Here is an 18944-nt window from a genome sequence, read left to right on the forward strand (position 1 = left end):
GGCTGGGTGGCGCTATTCTAATCGAGTTACACGTCTTTACAAAATCAAAAAAGCCCCAACGGAGCAAAAAAAGTTGAGGAGTGTGGTTACAGTGACTATAAAAGTTTTGTATTTTTCTGTATAATTTGCCCTCAAATTACATACGCATTGAATTTACATGTCAGATATTAAAACTCTCCGTAACATCGCCATTATTGCGCACGTCGATCATGGTAAAACCACTCTTGTAGACAAACTTTTGCAACAATCAGGTGCTCTCGGTGATCGCGCGGGTGAGATCGAGCGTGTCATGGATTCTGGCGCTATTGAAAGCGAACGTGGTATTACCATTCTTGCAAAAAACACTGCAATCAAATGGTTAGATGAACGTACCAATACTGAATACCGTATTAACATCGTGGACACCCCGGGACACGCCGACTTCGGTGGTGAAGTTGAACGTGTAATGTCGATGGTTGACTGCGTACTTCTTCTTGTAGACTCACAAGAAGGCCCGATGCCACAAACTCGTTTCGTAACGCAAAAAGCGTTCGCACGTGGTTTAAAACCAATCGTGATTATTAACAAAGTCGACAAGCCAAGCGCGCGTCCAGACTGGGTAATTGACCAAGTATTCGATCTGTTCGATAACTTAGGTGCTTCTGACGAACAGTTAGACTTCCCAGTTGTTTATGCTTCAGGCCTTCGTGGTGTTGCTGGTCCTTCTCCAGAAGAACTTGCTGAAGACATGACTCCGTTGTTCCAAACGATCGTAGACATCGTTGAACCACCAGCAGTTGATGTTGATGGCCCATTCCAAATGCAAGTATCTTCACTTGACTATAACAGCTTCGTAGGCGTTATCGGTATTGGTCGTATCCAGCGCGGTTCAGTGAAATTAAACACACAAGTAACTGTAATCGATAAAGATGGCAAAACACGTAACGGCCGTATCTTAAAAATCATGGGTTATCATGGTCTAGATCGCGTTGACGTTGAAGAAGCTTCTGCAGGCGATATCGTTTGTGTAACGGGTATCGATGCACTCAATATTTCTGACACCATCTGTGATCCGAAAAATGTTGAAGCTTTACCTCCATTATCTGTAGATGAACCTACAGTATCGATGACATTCCAGGTAAACAACTCACCGTTTGCTGGTAAAGAAGGTAAGTTCGTAACTTCACGTAATATCCGTGAACGTCTAGATCGTGAATTGATTCACAACGTAGCATTACGTGTTGAAGATACTGACAGCCCAGACCGTTTCAAAGTATCTGGTCGTGGTGAACTTCATCTTTCAGTTCTTATTGAAAACATGCGTCGTGAAGGCTTCGAAATGGGCGTATCGCGTCCGCAAGTAATCATCAAAGAAATTGATGGTGAAAAACAAGAGCCATACGAAAACGTTACTTTTGACGTTGAAGAACAGCACCAAGGCGCTGTAATGGAACAAATGGGTCACCGGAAAGGCGAAATGACCAATATGGAAGTTGACGGTAAAGGCCGTATCCGTATTGAAGCCACTGTTCCTTCACGCGGTCTGATTGGTTTCCGTTCTGAATTCCTGACCATGACTTCTGGTACAGGGATCATGACGTCTAGCTTCTCGCACTACGGTCCAATGAAGCAAGGTACTGTTGCGAAACGTCAAAACGGTGTACTGATTTCTATGGTTCAAGGTACTTGCCTGGGCTATGCACTGTTCACACTTCAAGACCGTGGTCGTCTATTCGCGAAACCACAGTTAGAAGTTTATGAAGGTATGATCATCGGTATTAACTCTCGTTCAGACGACATGACAGTTAACCCGACTAAAGCAAAACAGTTAACCAACGTACGTGCTTCTGGTACTGATGATGCGTTAACGCTGGTTCCTGCGATTGAATATACGCTTGAGCAAGCGCTTGAGTTTATTGAAGATGATGAACTAGTAGAAGTAACACCTAAGTCAATCCGTATCCGTAAGCGTTTCTTGACTGAAAACGAACGTAAACGTAACCGTTCAGGTAAATAATCGCTAGATTATTTCGGGTTTTCAAAAACCGTAATCTTTTCGAAGATTACGGTTTTTTTTATATTTAAGCGATGCTCACATTGCAATTTACTAAAACGCATTAAATTAAGTCAAAATTAAAAGTATTTACTCAGGTATAATTTGACCCAAAACTTGAAAATAAAATATGGGAGCAGTTATGAGTATTATTCAAGAATTTAAAGAGTTTGCGATCAAAGGCAATATGATGGATCTGGCGATTGGTGTCATCATCGGTGGTGCTTTTAGCAAGATCATCGATTCATTGGTGAAAGACATCATTATGCCTTTAATTACCGTGATCACCGGTGGTGGCGTCGATTTTACGCAAAAATTCTTTATCTTAGGAAGAAACCCAGACAATTTACAATCTTTGGATGCCTTGACTAAGGCGGGTGTGAATGTACTGACTTATGGTAACTTTTTAACGATTTTAATTAACTTCTTAATTTTGGCTTGGGTCGTATTTTTATTGGTGAAATTCATGAACCGTTTACGTAAACAAGAAGGCCCAGTCGAGGAAACTCCGACTACTCCAGCCGATATTGAATTGCTGCGTGAAATTCGTGATGAATTGAAAAAGCGTCCACCTCAAGTCTAATTTTTCTAATCCTCCTAAATCCCCCTTTTATAAAGGGGGAACTCCTCCCTTTGTCAAAGGGAGGTAAGGAGGGATTTATAAATATTAAAAATCCATCCGAAACTTGATTTCGACCAAATGAAAACCAAACTGGCTTTTGACCGGGCCATGTAATACACGTTCAGCGGCAGTAAAAACCAGTTTATCAATCACTGGAACCAGCTGGCCTTTCTTTACTTCACCTAGCTCACCGCCACGTTTGGCAGAATTACAGGTTGAATACTGTTTTGCGATTTTATTAAAGTCGGCACCACTTAAAATCTTCTTTTTAAGCTGCTCAGCGGTTTCTTTATCTTTAACCAGAATATGACGCACAATGGCTGTTTTCATGACTTTTTCCCTCGTACAGTTGCCACTTTTTTGACAGGGAGCTGAATCTTTTTCAAAGGTTGGCACTCAGGACAAAAAACTGAAGCCCGTTGTCCCAATTTAATATTTTCAAGTGTGGTCTCGCAGTTCACACACATTTCACCGGCACGGCCATAAGCCAGCAGGGTTTGCTGAAAATAGCCATTTTCGCCCATGGCATTGGTGTAGTCTCTTAAGGTTGAACCACCCAGATCAATTGCCTGTTTCAAGATACGCTTGATTTCCAGCACTAGCTTTTCAATCTGCACCAAGCTTAACGTCGAGGCCGGTTGTGCCGGATGAATCCCCAGATTAAACAGACTTTCAGTCGCATAAATATTGCCTACGCCCACCACTACATGGTTATCCATAATTGCAACTTTGGTGCCAACATTTTTATTCTTCAATTTTTCAAATAAATACTTGGCATTAAAGTTCTCGCTTAAGGGCTCTGGCCCCAGCGTATCGATCAATTTGCTTTGTGATTGTGCATCCAGCCAAAGAATGCAGCCAAAACGGCGAGGATCATGATAACGCAGTTCGATATCTTCAAACTGAATGATTAGATGGTCATGTTTGCGTAATTCTTCATTGCTCTCGCATAGACGGAAACTCCCCGACATGCCTAAATGCCAGAGCATGGTGTCGTGTTCAAACTCCGCCAGAATATATTTAGAACGGCGAGTGAGCTTCAGTAATTTTTGCCCCACCAGCTTTTCTATATTCTCCGGAATAGGCCAGCGCAAACTTGACTGACGTACTTCAACACGTTTTACGCGTTGCTCTAATAAAGGCAATAAACTGGTTTTGGTGGTTTCAACTTCTGGTAATTCAGGCATAACACATCAGTGGCGAGGGAGATGCAGCTAATATTGGGTGAATTGGCTGGGATTGCAAGCGTTAATCTGGGTGAAATCGCTGGAAAATGACTGGGTATTTCATATTTATTTAAGCTGGAATTGTTTAAAGAATAAACTGGGTTTCTATGTTTTTATAGCGAATTTTCTTAGAAGGAAATCGAATGGAAATTATCAATACAATTATAAACTAATGAAAAATATATAAATAATTTAAGCTTATTAAAATAAAAATTATATTTTTACGTTTAAGACATAACTAAAAGTTTAATGAGTAATAAAAAAAATGCTGGGAATTTATATGAAAAGTTATGTAAATTCATGCACCTAATAGCAATTTAAAAACCTTGCTTGTTTTTCTCTCCGAATGTTTAGGTTTTACATGAAATATTTAGGTCTAGCTCTATTGCCTTTAATGGCTGCCATGACAACCGCTCAGGCGGAATCTGCATTTGATCCACAAGGTCAGTATTTACTGGGGGACTGGAATGGTCAACGTACAGAACTGGCCCAACAGGGAATTAAATTTGAAGCCAATCTATTAACCGATACTGCTTATCTTGCTGATGGTGGTCGTAATGACGGCGCAGATCCATTAACTTCTGCCCAATTATGGCTGGGTACTCAACTGGATATGGAAAAGCTGGCGGGATGGAATGGTGTCACTGTACGTGCCGTGATGAGTGCACGCCAGGGTCAAAGTACCTCTGTTCGTGACTTGCAGGATCCTAATGCACCACAGCTGGCCAATGTACAAGGCACTTTTGGGCGTGGTAATCAGGATAGCCGTCTGAGCGAGCTGTCTATTGAAAAGAATTATAAAGACCAAGGGCTCAGTATTAAGGCGGGTCGTCTTGGTCTGGGCATGGACTTTAATGTCATGGCTTGTGATTTTGCCAGTACGGCATTTTGTGCTGCACAGATGGGTAAATGGCAGGGCAATATCTGGATGAATACGCCTGTAGCACAATGGGGTGCGCGCGTGAAGCAGCAACTCAATCCTGAACTTGCCGTACAAGTCGGTGTGTATGAGTTTAATCCGGATAGTGGTAATGGCGCTAAAGAAGGTCAAGGCTGGAGTCTGGATACCGACCATGCAGATGGCGTGACAATTCCAGCAGAAGTAATCTGGACACCGAAATCATTAGTGAATGGCCTGCCAGGCAGCTACCGGGTTGGCGGGATGTACAATACGGCCGATGATGTTGCCAACCAAAAAGATATTGCCAATCCTACTGATGCCAAAAACCGTACCTTTGCAGGCTGGTTAGCTGTAGAACAACAGTTAACGTCTACAGGTCAGGGCCGTCAGGGTTTGCATTCATTTGCCAACTTTACCTGGCATGACCGCGATACCAATAAAGTGGATAATTCACAACAAATTGGTGTGAAATATATCGGTCTTGCGGACAGTCAACCGAACGACATTTTAGGTCTGGCGGTCAACCGTGTGCATGTGAATGATCGCTTTGCTGATTCACGGCCAGCTTTCAATGCTGATGCAGAATACAATATTGAACTGAACTATAGCTATAACACAACAAAGTGGCTGATGCTGCGTCCAAACCTGCAATATGTCATTAATCCAGGTTCAAGCAACAATGTGGATGATGCACTGGTACTCGGTTTGACTACACGAATCATCTTCTAAAGTTTGATCGTTCACGTTATAACTAAACAGGCTCTTGGGAGCCTGTTTTTATTTCTAGAGTGAAACTGTGCAATAAAAAGAGGAAATACAGCGTGGCATTACTATTTCAACCTATTCAATTTGGATCACTGCAACTTCAAAATAAAATCGTAATTGCGCCGATGTGTCAGTACTCTGCAACAGAGCAGGGGGAAATTACCTATTGGCACGAGCAGCAATGGGCTAACTATGCCTTATCGGGTGCAGGTTTATGTATTGTCGAAGCGACTGCGGTACAGCCAGAAGGCCGGATCAGTTATGCCGATCTGGGTTTATGGAATGACGAACAGGCAAAGCAGATCAAGACTTTACTAGAAAAAGTCAAATCCATCTCCCCGATGCCTTTTGCCATTCAGCTCGCACATGCCGGACGTAAAGCTTCCACAGATAAACCATGGGCAGGTAAAGGTCAGTTTAAGCCGAATGAAGCACATGGCTGGCAAACTGTTTCTGCCAGTGATATTCCTTTTCAGGCCGATGAACATCCACCTAAGGCATTAAGCCAGTTGGAAATTGAGCAGGTCATTGCTGACTTTGCAGAAAGTGCCAAACGTGCAGTTGAGGCTGGTTTTGACCTGATTGAGCTGCATGCAGCGCATGGTTATTTACTGCATCAGTTCATGTCACCACTTTCCAATAAACGTGATGATCAGTATGGCGGTTCACTGGAGAACCGGATGCGCCTGACTCTGGAAGTATTACAAGCCATGAAAGCGGCGGTTCCAGAAGGTTATCCAATTGGAGTGCGTATTTCAGCCAGCGACTGGATGGATCAGCCAGACAGCTGGACCATTGATTCTTCAGTTGAATTGTCTAAAGCACTAGAAGCTGCGGGTGCTGCCTATATTCATATCTCCAGTGCCGGGCTGCATGTCAAACAGAACATTGATGTGAAGCCGAATTATCAGGTACCTTTTGCAGATGCGATCAAGAAAGTCGTGAATATTCCCGTGATTGCCGTGGGATTGATTACTGAAGCTAAGCAGGCAGAAGATATTTTACAAAAGGGCCAAGCCGACGCTATCGCACTGGCTCGTGCCATTCTTTATGATCCACATTGGCCTTGGCATGCAGCGGCAGCACTTGAGGAAAAAATCAAGATTTCACCACAATATCTGCGCTGTGCACCGCATGGTTTGAATCACCTGTTTGAGCCTTTTTAACACTGCTTTAGTCTCAGAAATTCTTATAATGGAATATCACTGGCAAGAGGAGACTGCATTATGATTTTTGCGGTCATTGTGCCCATATTTTTATTGTTGGCACTGGGTTATCTGACTGTAAAGAGTCAAGTGTTAAGCAAAGAGCAGGTGGGGACGGTCGGTGCTTTTGTGATTAAAGTAGCCTTGCCCTTGCTGTTCTTTCAGTCCCTTGCCTCCAAAGACCTGCATGAAATCTGGTATTTTGAATACTTTGCCGTGTATAGCAGCGTGACCTTACTGCTTTATGGCAGCGGTTTCTGGATCATGCGCCGTCATTTTAAAAATACTCATTCGCAAAGTGCAGTGCTGTCGCTGGGCGCTGCAATGTCGAATACTGGCCTGATTGGTACGGCTGTGCTCAGTTTATTGATCGGGCAACAGGCGATGACCTATACCTCTCTGGTGGTAATCATCGAAAGCGTACTGTTGATTCCGCTGGTACTGGTCATGGCGGCGCTGGGTACTCAACATCAGGCAAATCTCGGCGCTATTCTGAAAAGTGTACTGCTGACCTTGCTGAAGAATCCCTTATTTATGGGAGTAATGCTCGGCATGGGCTGTGCGGTTTTCCAGATTAAAATTCCAGTCTATCTCGATCAGGTCTTTGCCTTGATTGGTCAGACAGCCTCACCATTGGCCCTGTTTGCCATTGGCGGTGGGATCGTGGGAATGAGTCTGAAATATGTCAATCTGCAAAGTTTCTATCTGGTATTTTCCAGCAATATCATGATGCCGTTATTGATGTATCTGGGACTGAGCCAGTTAACTGATTTAAGTCAGGAAATGGTCCATGCCGGTACGCTCATTGCTGCTTTGCCGATGCCGACGATTTTTGGCATGTTGGGACAGGCATATGGTCTGAATGATCGAACCTTAACGCCACTGTTGATGAGTACCATTGTTGGTTTTATCGTGACCAGTGGCTTAATTGCCTTGTGGTGGGGATAATCTTTTAGAAGATGAATGCTCTGCTATTAAAAAGCCCCAAATTGCATGGGGCTTTTTATATTTTAATTTTGTGGAATTAACTTAACTTTTCTTCGCAGGTACTTTTTTCTGCTCAGCCAGCATTTTATCTACTGCTGCCAAAGATTCCTTGGCCTGCGGAACATTTTGCTGCGCCAATGCAGCAAAGATTTTCTTCGCTTCTGGCAGGTTTTGCGGAACAATACTGCCATTGGCAAACATATTACCTACTGCCATCAGCGCTGGAATATAACCTTTTTTTGCCAGTTCCTGAATGCTGCTTAGGCCTTGCTGAATCGGTTTTTCATCTTTGTTTTTGAAACCGCTGCTGATGTCATATAAGGCTTTGGCATGAATGGCCTGCATATTGCCTTTGCTGATCAGCGGTTGCAGCTTTTGTAGTCCGGCTTTATTTGACGCTGCCGTATTTTCAGAAAATAGCAATATGGCCAGATCAATGCTGGCATCATCAAATTTGGCTGCTGAAGCGCGTTCCAGATGCTGTTTGGCTTTGGCCAAATCCTGTTTGAGGCCGAGTGTGCCGGCTGCATAGTTTTTACCCAGTACATAATTGGCCACCGGATAGCCTTTGCTGGCTGCCTGCTCGTAAAGCTGAATGGCTTTTTTCTCGTCCTTGGTTGTACCTTGGCCGGTTTGGGTCAAATAGCCTAAGTTATATAAAGCTTGGGCATTTCCCTGACTGGCCAATTGATTCAAAGCGTCATAGGCACCTTTAAAATTATTGGCTTTGACCATGGCTTCAATTTTTTGGAATTGGGGATCGACTTGATCTTTTACGGTATTTGCCAGAGCGAATTGCGCAGAAAGGGCAAGAACTGCAGCGAGTACTAATTTTTTCATGGTTCCTATAACCTTATTATTGCTGGCACCTTATTCCTTGGTGCGGTTTTAATCATTTTCACTTACATCATAAAAGGATTTTGTGCTTTGTAAATATACAATTTGTCACTAAATACAAATCATCGAAGCACAATACACCGATTATATCGATGCATGATTCGACAGATTTCTGATTAATCCTGCAGATATCAAAAGGATTACTTTGCTTCAGCCGACTTCTCTGATTAAATCTCGGTTTGAATCAGACTCCCAGGATTTCACCATGTTTGTCAAAACCATTAAACGTCACTATGACAGAATCAATGCCGATGAATCGATTGCCGATGAAGACAAGATTGATGCGCTGCTGATGAAACTTGGTGCAGAGTTTTTGATGAGTCAGGAAGACCGGGTATATGTCTTTCAAAAAGGTGAACTCACGGCAAAGTTTGATGCCAAACATGCGCGGGCCTATCATTTCAAAGATTATGTGGTAAAAGACATGAACAAGCTGTTTCATGGCTTCTAAAATAAAAAAGCCAAGAATTTCATCTTGGCTTTTTTATGGGCTACGCAGTGATTATTGCGGACGCGCCACATCACCGCTCAACGCTTCAGGAAGTTCCAGCACTTCTAGGCCTAACTCGGTCAATGCCCCAGGTTTTGCCACCACCAGTGCTTTATAACTATCTGCAATTGTGATGCTATTGACGATTTCAACATCATTACTCAATTTGGTCGCAATATCAGGCGCGGCACCTGTGCCTTGAACCAGATGTAACCAGTGTTTTGGCTTGGCTTTAAACCATAAGCGCGCAATCACTTCCTGACCCAGATAGCAGCCTTTGTCATAGTGAATGCCTTCGCGTTGATGCAAACGCAATTCCTGAGGTTGAAACAGATTGGCGGTAGCCGCCTGGATCCAGGCCTGACCTGATTCAATGGCTTGCTGCTCCCAAAGGGTGGCATCGGTTTCAGTCGTAACGAAGTCAGTATGAATGCCATTAATGACTGGATAAACCGGACCGACCAATTCCAGTTTCATTTTTGAGAAAGCGCCAAATTTTTTAATATGATTGGCCAGTTCCGTGGACTGATCTTCAGTGCTGACGATTTCAAAGCTTTCCGGACTGATTTTTTTAAGCCATAAGCCAAATTGAATGCGTCCTTTCAGACTGCAGATTGCAGTATAGCGTGTCTGGTTTTCCGCCAAAGTTTCAGTATTCAAAGTCACCTGACCTTGAAGGAATTTTTGTGCATCTACACCATTCAGACTAAACAATGTAAAAGCAGGAGACGCTGCCATAATAAGCCCCGTTTTGAATACTATAAATCAATGCAGTTATTGTGCAGCAAGCATCAAATAGAGGCAAACAAAAAAGCCAACAATCGAAATCATTGGCTTTTAGCGAGCAGATCTTTAGTGGTGATGGCTAGCCGGTAATGGCGAATCACAAGGGAATTTTCCTCCACAGACCCGTACGGTTTCCATCATGCCCTGATCTTCATGGTCGAGGATATGACAATGTTGTACAAAGTCACCTTCAAATTTCTTGTAATGGCTGCGGACAATATAGGTATAGTTTTGTTTTACAAAAAGCGTGTCCTTAAACTGTCCTTTCATGCCACGGTATTGCACATCATCCAGAACTGGATTCACCGGATCTTCTGGGGCTACTGCCTCACTGACATCCTTACCTTGAGGATTCAAAATTTTAACAATCTGGAACGGGTTAACATGAATATGGAACGGATGACCACCAAAACCAGCGCTGGTCAGTTCCCATTCATCAGTCTGTCCAACTTGTAACTGACGGACATATTCGCCATCCACTGAACCATCTCCATCAAAGAAATCTCCAAAACTCAGTGTATCTCCATCTTTTTTATGTCGGAAGCCAAATTTGAATACGCCAGTTCTAGGGTCGGGGCCGAGCGAAAAAGCACTATATTGTTTTGGTCGGGCAGCAACTACTTTATCAATTTCGGGTGTCATCAATGATGGATGATCACTAAACGCAGAAAGATTAAGCTGAGATAACTGGGTCTGGATGTCTTTGCTTAAACCAATTTTTTGTGCCCGATCTTTCAGGAACTGTGCAGCAGTCTGAGCCTTGGTCTTGGCTGCTTTTACATTGACCCATCCCAGCAGTTGGGCATTGAACCGATGATTTGGAGCAATTTGAGGGCCTACATTCGGTAATGGCGCGTTAATTTCATCATCGATATTCAATTTGGTGTCAAAAATGCAGTATCTATTGGTGGTCGGAAAGGCAACCATTGCATCATGACGATAACCAGGATGGAACACGGACAGGGTTCTGGTCTGTATATGATTCATGGTTAAGCCATCTTGCGCGATGGTATGCACATTCAGGCTATTCAGCTTCTCAAATTCAGCTTTCTTGTCTGCCTCCTGATAGGCTGAACAGGCTTTAATGGTTTGCTCTGCGCTAAACTTACTGGAGTCAGGAATTTCCTTTATGATTAAACCAATGGTATCGCGTACACCGCCATGAATCATGCGCCAGCGGTTAAATACATTCTGTTCAACCTTCATCTCTCCCACAATTTTACCGTTGATAGACGTGTAGTAATTCTGGTTGGTCCAGAAGCCACTAATAGACAGGTCATTATAATTTTCCAGCATGCCTATACCTACACCTTCACAGTTATTGGGAACAGCGAATGTGATATTAGGATCGGGATTACTACAGCGATATTGGATTTGCTGGAACAACAGGATGTTTTCGTTCGGGTAACTGTTTTTTTCTTTCCATAGAATATCCATATCTCCAGTTGAGGTGACTTTACCATTTTTGACTTTTGGCGTTCTTGAGCCTTCAACAATCAATGGGCCGGCCATGCCATTCGACACCTGAAGAGCAGTTGAACCGTGCAGATGGGCGTGATACCAGTAAGTCCCTGCGGGATGATTCGGTTCCATTTTGAACTGATAATCAAATTTTTCCTGAGGTTTGAATTTCAGGAAAACATTATCGCTATTGCCTTGAGGACTGACCCAGAAGCCATGGGTATGCAGGTTGGTAGTATTAAAGCAGTGAGGTTCATTTACATTCTCAACATGAGTTGGACAAGTTGTTTCTGACTCGGGTGGAAGCTGGTTATTCAGGTTAAGTGCCAAGGTTTCACCCTGTTTGACCCGAATCTGTGGCCCGACCAATTGATCCTCAACATATTCACCAGTTTTTTTCTTATCAAATAAACTGGGTTTGGTTAAATAGCCTCTCAGCAGTACCTGATCCCATAAGCCATTTCTGGGGTTATAGAGCTTGCTGGTTTTATAGGCCACGATCAGCTCATATTTGCCCTTGGCACTTTTCGGTAACAGAGGTGGGTTGCTAATCAAGCTGTCTGATGTGGTCGGAACGGGATGTGAGGGTTTGGGTGGAGGTGTTGGGTGTGAGGGATGAGAGGGTTGGGACGGTGGTGATGGATTGGACGGTGGTGATGGATTTTTTGTTCCATCCCAACCGCGAGCTAAGAGCGTCAAAATGGCGGCTATAGCTCCGAATATTGCGATTTTCAACATTTCAGTTCTGCCTGTTATGGTTATTGTTTTAATGTGAGGTTTGCGAATAATGTGACATGCGTCACACTGAGCTTCTGATAGTTTTGGAAAATCTGCTATCCCAAATTAGGGGATTGAAATTTTGCTAAATGCGGCGGCAGGACAGGCCTATGAAAACCAGTGAGACTATATTTTTTTATCTTTAGAAAAATGCAAATAAAATTAATTATTTATTAATGATATTAGTGGTTTAGGGTAATAATCAAATAAAAATATAGAGAAATATTTTGCAACATAAGACTAAAGAATAAGGCGAATTATTCAGATTTTTTTAGCAAAAGACCGCTTTAAAGCAAAAATTCTAAAGTCTATGTAACAAATTTTTGCGAAAATACCGATTTTTATAATTAAGTATTTGAAAAATATAAAATTTGGGAAATGCTATTTGTGCAGCGTACAATGCTGCTATTACAAAAGTAACTCATCAATATCTATTGATGAATAAAAATAGAGATAAACGAGGGCAGGCAAGCTTATGAACAACAACTACCGTAAATCGCTGCAATCCACCCAGCTGGAATATTATGACGTGCGACAGGCCGTAGAAGATATTCAGCCAGGCGCATATGCCAAACTTCCTTATACTTCCAAAGTCCTGGCAGAGCAGTTGGTGCGTCGTTGTGAACCTGCCATTCTGGAACAGTCTTTACGCCAGCTGATTGAGCGTAAACAGGAACATGATTTCCCGTGGTATCCGGCACGTGTAGTATGTCATGACATCTTGGGACAAACGGCACTGGTTGATCTTGCCGGTTTACGTGATGCGATTGCAGAACAGGGCGGTGACCCGTCTAAAGTCAATCCGGTAGTTCCAACCCAGTTAATCGTCGACCATTCACTGGCGGTTGAGTTTGGTGGTTTTGATCCGGATGCCTTTGAGAAAAACCGTGCCATTGAAGACCGTCGTAATGAAGACCGTTTTCATTTTATTGAATGGACCAAAACCGCGTTTGAAAATGTTGATGTGATTCCTGCGGGTAACGGTATCATGCACCAGATCAATCTGGAGAAAATGTCACCGGTGATTCAAAACCGTGATGGTCTGGCATTCCCGGACACCTGTGTTGGTACAGATTCGCATACGCCACATACAGATGCATTGGGTGTGATCTCGATTGGTGTGGGTGGCTTGGAAGCTGAAAATGTGATGCTTGGTCGTGCGTCTTGGATGCGTCTGCCAGATATTATCGGTGTGGAATTGGTCGGTCAGCGCAAGCCGGGCATTACCGCAACGGATATCGTCTTGGCATTAACCGAATTCCTGCGTAAAGAACGTGTGGTTGGTGCATATTTAGAATTTTTTGGTGAAGGTGCTGACAGCATGTCGGTGGGGGATCGTGCCACGATTTCCAACATGACCCCGGAATATGGCGCTACCGCTGCGATGTTCTATATCGACCAGAATACGATTGATTATCTGACTTTGACCGGTCGTGAGCCTGAGCAAGTCAAACTGGTGGAAACCTATGCCAAAGAAATTGGTCTTTGGGCATCGGATATGACTCAAGCGGAATATCCACGTGTGCTGCGTTTCGATTTATCGACTGTGACACGTAATATCGCTGGCCCATCAAATCCGCATGCACGCGTATCAACTGCTGACCTGAAAGAAAAAGGCATTGCCGGTAATTTAGAAGCAGCTCGCGCGCAAGAAGCAGAAGGCTTAATGCCAGATGGCGCGGTGATTATCGCGGCGATTACCTCTTGTACCAATACCTCTAACCCACGTAATACGGTGGCGGCAGGTTTGCTAGCACGTAAGGCCAATGAATTGGGCTTGGTGCGTAAACCTTGGGTGAAATCTTCTTTTGCACCGGGTTCTAAAGCGGCTGCTTTGTATTTGGAAGAAGCAGGCGTACTTAAAGATTTAGAAAAACTGGGCTTTGGTATCGTGGCCTATGCATGCACGACTTGTAACGGCATGTCGGGCGCATTAGATCCAAAGATTCAGCAGGAAATCATCGACCGTGACCTGTATGCAACAGCGGTGCTTTCGGGCAACCGTAACTTCGATGGGCGTATTCATCCTTATGCGAAACAGGCATTCTTGGCTTCACCGCCTTTAGTGGTAGCGTATGCGATTGCCGGTACGATTCGTTTTGATATCGAAAAAGATGCTTTAGGAAACGATAAAGACGGCAATCCGATTTATCTAAAAGATATCTGGCCATCGGATGAAGAAATTGATGCGCTGGTGAAAGTTGCTGTAAAACCAGAACAATTCAAAAAAATCTATATTCCGATGTTCGACTTGGGTGTGAATGAAAAAGCAACAAGTCCGTTGTATGACTGGCGTCCGCAAAGTACGTATATTCGCCGTCCGCCGTATTGGGAAGGGGCTTTGGCTGCACCGCGTACCTTGTCAAATATGCGTCCGCTGGCGATCTTGGGCGATAACATCACCACTGATCATTTATCACCATCGAATGCCATTGTGCTCGACAGTGCTTCAGGTGAATACCTGAAAAAAATGGGTGTGCCTGAGGAAGATTTCAACTCCTATGCAACGCATCGCGGTGATCACCTGACCACGCAACGTGCGACTTTTGCTAACCCGAAACTGTTTAATGAAATGGTGGTGCGTTCTGACGGCACCATCAAACAGGGTTCGAAAGCACGTGTGGAACCTGAAGGCGAAGTGATGCGGATGTGGGAAGCGATTGAAATCTACATGAACCGTAAACAGCCGTTGATCATTATTGCCGGTAAGGATTATGGTCAGGGTTCGAGTCGTGACTGGGCGGCAAAAGGTGTACGTCTGGCAGGTGTAGAAGCAATTGTCGCTGAAGGTTTTGAGCGTATTCACCGTACCAATTTGGTCGGTATGGGGGTATTGCCACTTGAGTTTAAGCTGGGTACAGATCGTAAGACTTTAGGTCTTGATGGTACAGAGCTGTATAGCGTGATTGGTAATATTGCGCCACGTTCGACGTTGACTTTGGTGGTTGAGCGTTCAACCGATGATGGTAAGAACCAGATTATTGAAGTGCCAGTCACTTGCCGTTTAGACACTGAAGAAGAAGTGCATGTGTATGAAGCGGGTGGGGTATTGCAGCGCTTTGCACAGGATTTCTTGGAAGGGAATGTGGCTTGATTTAAGTTACTTCTTTTTAATCCACCCCAACCCTCCTTTTTAAAAGGAGGGAGTTCTCATCTTTTTGAAAGATAAGAAGCATTGCTTCGCAAGGGTGAAGTTAAAATTATTGAAGTTGTTTAAAAAGACCCCTACTGTGAAGTGGGATTTTTATTTAGAGCATTAATGTCTTTATCAAGAAAATACAAACAGGTACTTTTCTTTTTATACTTAAGCAATTGAGCTTCCTCAATGATTAAAGACGTCTATAACTTTAAGGGAATATAAAATTTCATATGGCTATGGTGATAATTTTGTATTAACGCACTGCGCTATACTTGGCCTTATGCATCACTTATCTCAATGTTATTAAACTAGTTAACTTGAAAAAAATAATAAATTATCACTTAATTAATGAGTTACTAAATAATAATTAGAAATACTACTTTGCCCAAACGACACTATCATTTACAAAAATGGACAATAGACATTCATCACCAGAGGGTTATACTAGTCAGACCATTTCTAAAACCATGGAGAACAAAGATGGTTACTGCTGGCGAAAAACCCGGAACAGGCTTCTATTTTTGTGTTCAATGCGGACACCGCACCTACTTAGAAATTGGTACTGATCGTTTACCACCGTGTACCAAATGCCAAGGCAATCAATTTAACAATAAGAATGCCTAAGCAAAACAACTCAAACAGTTACCCTCTGTTTTGAATGAAAGCCCTATTACTCGATAGGGCTTTTTGCTGTGGTATCCAAATCTCATACATAGAAATAAAAGATTATTATGAGAAAACAGTTTTATGTTGGGAGGAATCTTAGTTTAAAGCAAAAAATTATAATAAATTCAAAAAATTATTTGAACTCTTAGTATAAAAGGTATAGGTTGTCTGTTTTAAAAATTAGCTAACCACTTAAAATTAAGGTTAGATATTTCCGGGGGGGGGGAAACAATGAAAAAATTTACAGCTTTAATATTAGGCAGTGCAATCCTATTTACTTCAGGTTGTGCCACGATGTTTAATGGTTCAACACAAACTGTGAATATCCGTAGTAACGATGAATTGGCTAAGTTATATGTCAATGAAGAATATATGGGTCAGCGTAATACTGTTTATACTTTCAAAAAGAAAGAAAATTATGTAATTAAAGCAGAGAAGCAAGGCTGCCAAACCAACATCGTTATTCCACAAAAAACTTTTGATCCAACAACCTTATTAGGTGTTTTCTTGGATTGGGGAATTATCTCTATTCTCGTTGTGGATGGTGCTGCTACTGGTGCATGGCAAAAATTCAGCCAGACAAGTTTTGTAGTGGATCCTAATTGTTAAATAGTTCACTCCGATTTAAAAAATATCCCATTAAATAATGGGATATTTTTTTTATAGATTTTATTTTCTTAAAATATTATTGTTTGAAAATTAACCAATAAAACCCCATATAAAACTCTAGATTCACAATGTTTAGGGCAGCTCAATTGCAACATTATCTTGATCTTAATCATGACTCAGGTGTTGCCAATTACGAGATTGGTAACGAGTTTATTCGGGTTCAATTTAAGAAAAACTCGAAAGTTTATACTTATAGCTATAGCAGTTCCGGTTATCAGCATGTCGAAAACATGAAACAGCTCGCTCAATATGGCGATGGTCTGAATGCCTATATCAATCATCATACCCGACAGCTCTTTGTACGATAAAACTGGTCTGCTTCTTGCTTCAGTGAAAGTTCTAGAAGGCAAATATTTTTCTAAAGGATAAATATCTGCCTAGAAATAGTGCAAGTGCATATATTAAAAAGAGGGCTATCACCTATGGATATTCAACAGCACGCACCGGAGTCAGGAAATTTAGATAAAAAAGCCCATTTCTATTCTGCATGGCCACTGATCCTGATTCTTTTTGGGGCGCGATTGGCTCGGTTTACGCTGTGATCGCTTATTTGCTTAATTTGAAAATTTATAGTTCTGAGTTGACTAGAATTAATAAGGTACTGGCTAATCTTCTGTGCGGGATGTCCGCGATTAGTGCCTGGTGGTTTAGTGCGCAATGGATTCAGGGAACATTCTTTCAATAAAACAGCAATCCTGTCCTGAATATAAATTGCAATAAAGTCTCATTTTGGCGAATAAAAAAGCATAAAAAATTGGAAATGGAATTTATTTCTCTATATGTGGGTTAATAATGAAATAAATTTTCAGATTTAATGCAAATTAAAAAAACATAGGAAATTAATCCCGTCCATCTTTACCTAATATAGCTTTCAAGGGTGTGATGGGATCGGAAAGAGTAGCATGCTGTGAGCGGCGCAAAACGCGAGTGCAGTACGAACCCAAAAGGTCTCGATTCGGCTTAGGACGCTATAGACCAAAAGTTTATAGGCTATAAGATCAGGTCTTACAAAGAATGATAGTTGAAGTAAACCATTGCGAGTTTTCCCAACACCCTAAAAAATTCTCCAGCAATATACGTAGAATTAAAAATTAAAATAAATATAAATCATAAATTTAAGAAAACTATTTATCCAAGCAGGATACAAATCCATCCTTCATTTATCAGCATGATCTGTTATTTTAAAAACATCAGTTGCCCCTTAGGGGAATCCTCATGAATCTCGATATCTGGTGCCGTTTTTTACTGTTTTGCACACTCATTAATTATGTCATTCTCATGATCTGGTTCATGGTCTTTATTTTTGCTCGAAACTGGATGAAGCAGGTGCATGGAAAATGGTTTCGGCTGTCAGATGCCAGTTTTGATGTGATTCATTATTCAGGAATGGCTGTGTATAAAATTGGCATTCTGCTGTTTAACCTGACGCCGTTAATTGCAATCTATCTGATAAATCAAGGTTAAGTACGATGTTGTGATTGAATCTTCGAGTGATAAAAATAAGATTGAATTAGTATCATTTTATCGCTACTTGATAGCGTGGCAGGATCAATAAGAACGAAAAAAGATTTCAAAGGAGTTGAAGGATGAATCAATTCAAACCGGCCCTGATTTTAGGCGCCTTGATCGGCTTGGGAATGATTATTGCAGGATGGATTCTCGGCAATAGCGCGCTGAAAATTAAACAGTATGAACGTATAGTTTCGGTCAAAGGCTTGTCGGAACGCGAAGTCAAAGCCGATGTGGCGGTATGGCCAATCCGCTTTAATGCCGGCAGTCAGGATTTGGCCGAATTGTACGATACCATGCAAACCAATACCCAGGAAATTCAGACCTTCTTAAAAAATGAAGGATTTAGCACGGAAGAAATTACCAGTGCTTCACCGAGTATCACCGATAAATACGCGCAGCAATATGGCGGGGATGCCAATGTCGCGCTACGTTACACCGCCAGCCAGACCATTACAGTCTATACCCATAAAATAGATGCAGTGCGTGCGGCACAAAGTCGTCTGGTGGCTTTGGGTCGAAAAGGCATTGCCTTTGCCGGAGATGATTCCGGACAAAGAACGGAATATTTATTTACTAAGCTGAATGACATCAAGCCTGCGATGATTGAACAGGCCACCGAAAATGCGCGCAGTGTAGCGGAAAAATTTGCTGCAGATTCAAAAAGCAGTCTGGGCAAAATCAAGTCCGCCAATCAGGGGCTGTTTAGTATTGAAGATCGCGACAGCAATACGCCGTATTTGAAAAAAGTACGCGTGGTCTCGACGGTCGATTATTATCTGGCAGATTAAGCTGAGCTGGTCAAGCACGGT

The 18944-nt window shown here is 42.4% G+C and carries 17 protein-coding genes and 1 pseudogene; 13 read left to right on the forward strand and 5 right to left on the reverse strand.

Annotated features, from left to right (window positions below; genetic code table 11):
- Positions 1-157 precede the first annotated feature (157 nt).
- Both typA and mscL read left to right on the forward strand, forming a co-directional pair.
- Positions 158-1996 (forward strand): translational GTPase TypA, encoded by a 1839-nt coding sequence (gene typA, locus MWG72_RS00195; protein WP_004281716.1) that lies wholly within the window; start codon positions 158-160, stop codon positions 1994-1996.
- Positions 1997-2174: 178 nt separating this feature from the next.
- The gene (gene mscL / locus MWG72_RS00200; protein ID WP_004281717.1) at positions 2175-2615 is read left to right on the forward strand and encodes a large conductance mechanosensitive channel protein MscL; all 441 of its coding nucleotides are present in this window, start codon (positions 2175-2177) and stop codon (positions 2613-2615) included.
- A gap of 84 nt (positions 2616-2699) precedes the next feature.
- Here mscL and MWG72_RS00205 read toward each other — a convergent pair whose 3' ends face one another.
- Positions 2700-2984, reverse strand: coding sequence for a peptidylprolyl isomerase (locus MWG72_RS00205; protein ID WP_004281718.1), 285 nt, complete (start codon positions 2982-2984; stop codon positions 2700-2702).
- Positions 2981-3841 (reverse strand): bifunctional DNA-formamidopyrimidine glycosylase/DNA-(apurinic or apyrimidinic site) lyase, encoded by an 861-nt coding sequence (gene mutM / locus MWG72_RS00210; RefSeq protein ID WP_247142991.1) that lies wholly within the window; start codon positions 3839-3841, stop codon positions 2981-2983. Before mutM ends, MWG72_RS00205 begins: the two co-directional genes overlap by 4 nt.
- Before the next feature lie 400 nt (positions 3842-4241).
- Between mutM and MWG72_RS00215 the strand changes: the two genes are divergently transcribed.
- The 3 genes from MWG72_RS00215 to MWG72_RS00225 all read left to right on the forward strand — a co-directional run bounded on the left by MWG72_RS00215 (position 4242) and on the right by MWG72_RS00225 (position 7699).
- Entirely contained in the window at positions 4242-5510 is a 1269-nt protein-coding gene (locus MWG72_RS00215; RefSeq protein ID WP_247142992.1) for a carbohydrate porin, read from the forward strand.
- Between the two features lie 92 nt (positions 5511-5602).
- Positions 5603-6712: an NADH:flavin oxidoreductase/NADH oxidase gene (locus MWG72_RS00220; protein ID WP_247142993.1), complete on the forward strand. Its 1110-nt coding sequence runs from the start codon at positions 5603-5605 to the stop codon at positions 6710-6712.
- A 60-nt stretch (positions 6713-6772) separates the two neighbouring features.
- Positions 6773-7699 carry an AEC family transporter gene (locus tag MWG72_RS00225; RefSeq protein WP_191112628.1) on the forward strand — a complete coding sequence of 309 codons (927 nt, stop codon included), beginning with the start codon at positions 6773-6775 and terminating at the stop codon, positions 7697-7699.
- Positions 7700-7780: 81 nt separating this feature from the next.
- On the opposite strand, the gene MWG72_RS00230 is transcribed toward MWG72_RS00225, so the two are convergent.
- A complete protein-coding gene (locus MWG72_RS00230) occupies positions 7781-8578 on the reverse strand; it encodes a tetratricopeptide repeat protein (RefSeq protein WP_191112627.1) in 798 nt (265 codons plus the stop codon).
- A gap of 262 nt (positions 8579-8840) precedes the next feature.
- Between MWG72_RS00230 and MWG72_RS00235 the strand changes: the two genes are divergently transcribed.
- Positions 8841-9086 (forward strand): hypothetical protein, encoded by a 246-nt coding sequence (locus tag MWG72_RS00235; RefSeq protein WP_004645929.1) that lies wholly within the window; start codon positions 8841-8843, stop codon positions 9084-9086.
- Between the two features lie 51 nt (positions 9087-9137).
- On the opposite strand, the gene ygfZ is transcribed toward MWG72_RS00235, so the two are convergent.
- Positions 9138-9863 (reverse strand): CAF17-like 4Fe-4S cluster assembly/insertion protein YgfZ, encoded by a 726-nt coding sequence (gene ygfZ / locus MWG72_RS00240; RefSeq protein WP_191112626.1) that lies wholly within the window; start codon positions 9861-9863, stop codon positions 9138-9140.
- A 114-nt stretch (positions 9864-9977) separates the two neighbouring features.
- Entirely contained in the window at positions 9978-12110 is a 2133-nt protein-coding gene (locus tag MWG72_RS00245) for a multicopper oxidase family protein (RefSeq protein ID WP_247142994.1), read from the reverse strand.
- Between the two features lie 514 nt (positions 12111-12624).
- Between MWG72_RS00245 and acnD the strand changes: the two genes are divergently transcribed.
- The 7 genes and pseudogenes from acnD (at position 12625) to MWG72_RS00280 (ending at position 18923) form a co-directional block, all read left to right on the forward strand.
- Positions 12625-15243 (forward strand): Fe/S-dependent 2-methylisocitrate dehydratase AcnD, encoded by a 2619-nt coding sequence (gene acnD / locus MWG72_RS00250; RefSeq protein ID WP_247142995.1) that lies wholly within the window; start codon positions 12625-12627, stop codon positions 15241-15243.
- A 525-nt stretch (positions 15244-15768) separates the two neighbouring features.
- Positions 15769-15912 carry a zinc ribbon-containing protein gene (locus MWG72_RS00255; protein ID WP_004645925.1) on the forward strand — a complete coding sequence of 48 codons (144 nt, stop codon included), beginning with the start codon at positions 15769-15771 and terminating at the stop codon, positions 15910-15912.
- A 273-nt stretch (positions 15913-16185) separates the two neighbouring features.
- Positions 16186-16563 (forward strand): hypothetical protein, encoded by a 378-nt coding sequence (locus tag MWG72_RS00260; RefSeq protein WP_180038987.1) that lies wholly within the window; start codon positions 16186-16188, stop codon positions 16561-16563.
- Between the two features lie 146 nt (positions 16564-16709).
- On the forward strand, positions 16710-16931 hold the full coding sequence (locus MWG72_RS00265) for a hypothetical protein (RefSeq protein ID WP_180039000.1): 222 nt from the start codon (positions 16710-16712) through the stop codon (positions 16929-16931).
- 114 nt (positions 16932-17045) lie between these two features.
- Positions 17046-17308, forward strand: a pseudogene (locus MWG72_RS00270) (hypothetical protein).
- Between the two features lie 530 nt (positions 17309-17838).
- Entirely contained in the window at positions 17839-18087 is a 249-nt protein-coding gene (locus MWG72_RS00275) for a DUF6868 family protein (protein ID WP_044111121.1), read from the forward strand.
- A gap of 122 nt (positions 18088-18209) precedes the next feature.
- On the forward strand, positions 18210-18923 hold the full coding sequence (locus MWG72_RS00280) for an SIMPL domain-containing protein (RefSeq protein ID WP_005104124.1): 714 nt from the start codon (positions 18210-18212) through the stop codon (positions 18921-18923).
- Positions 18924-18944 lie beyond the last annotated feature (21 nt).

It is taken from the genome of Acinetobacter lwoffii (assembly GCF_022967985.1).
In the GTDB taxonomy this organism is placed as follows: Bacteria; Pseudomonadota; Gammaproteobacteria; order Pseudomonadales; family Moraxellaceae; genus Acinetobacter.

Excerpts from the sequence above, each read along its gene's own strand:
- typA (WP_004281716.1), top strand. The coding sequence starts at position 158 with ATGTCAGATATTAAAACTCTCCGTAACATCGCCATTATTGCGCACGTC.
- mscL (WP_004281717.1), top strand. The coding sequence starts at position 2,175 with ATGAGTATTATTCAAGAATTTAAAGAGTTTGCGATCAAAGGCAATATG.
- MWG72_RS00205 (WP_004281718.1), bottom strand. The coding sequence starts at position 2,984 with ATGAAAACAGCCATTGTGCGTCATATTCTGGTTAAAGATAAAGAAACC.
- mutM (WP_247142991.1), bottom strand. The coding sequence starts at position 3,841 with ATGCCTGAATTACCAGAAGTTGAAACCACCAAAACCAGTTTATTGCCT.
- MWG72_RS00215 (WP_247142992.1), top strand. The coding sequence starts at position 4,242 with ATGAAATATTTAGGTCTAGCTCTATTGCCTTTAATGGCTGCCATGACA.
- MWG72_RS00225 (WP_191112628.1), top strand. The coding sequence starts at position 6,773 with ATGATTTTTGCGGTCATTGTGCCCATATTTTTATTGTTGGCACTGGGT.
- MWG72_RS00230 (WP_191112627.1), bottom strand. The coding sequence starts at position 8,578 with ATGAAAAAATTAGTACTCGCTGCAGTTCTTGCCCTTTCTGCGCAATTC.
- MWG72_RS00235 (WP_004645929.1), top strand. The coding sequence starts at position 8,841 with ATGTTTGTCAAAACCATTAAACGTCACTATGACAGAATCAATGCCGAT.
- ygfZ (WP_191112626.1), bottom strand. The coding sequence starts at position 9,863 with ATGGCAGCGTCTCCTGCTTTTACATTGTTTAGTCTGAATGGTGTAGAT.
- MWG72_RS00245 (WP_247142994.1), bottom strand. The coding sequence starts at position 12,110 with ATGTTGAAAATCGCAATATTCGGAGCTATAGCCGCCATTTTGACGCTC.
- acnD (WP_247142995.1), top strand. The coding sequence starts at position 12,625 with ATGAACAACAACTACCGTAAATCGCTGCAATCCACCCAGCTGGAATAT.
- MWG72_RS00255 (WP_004645925.1), top strand. The coding sequence starts at position 15,769 with ATGGTTACTGCTGGCGAAAAACCCGGAACAGGCTTCTATTTTTGTGTT.
- MWG72_RS00260 (WP_180038987.1), top strand. The coding sequence starts at position 16,186 with ATGAAAAAATTTACAGCTTTAATATTAGGCAGTGCAATCCTATTTACT.
- MWG72_RS00275 (WP_044111121.1), top strand. The coding sequence starts at position 17,839 with ATGAATCTCGATATCTGGTGCCGTTTTTTACTGTTTTGCACACTCATT.
- MWG72_RS00280 (WP_005104124.1), top strand. The coding sequence starts at position 18,210 with ATGAATCAATTCAAACCGGCCCTGATTTTAGGCGCCTTGATCGGCTTG.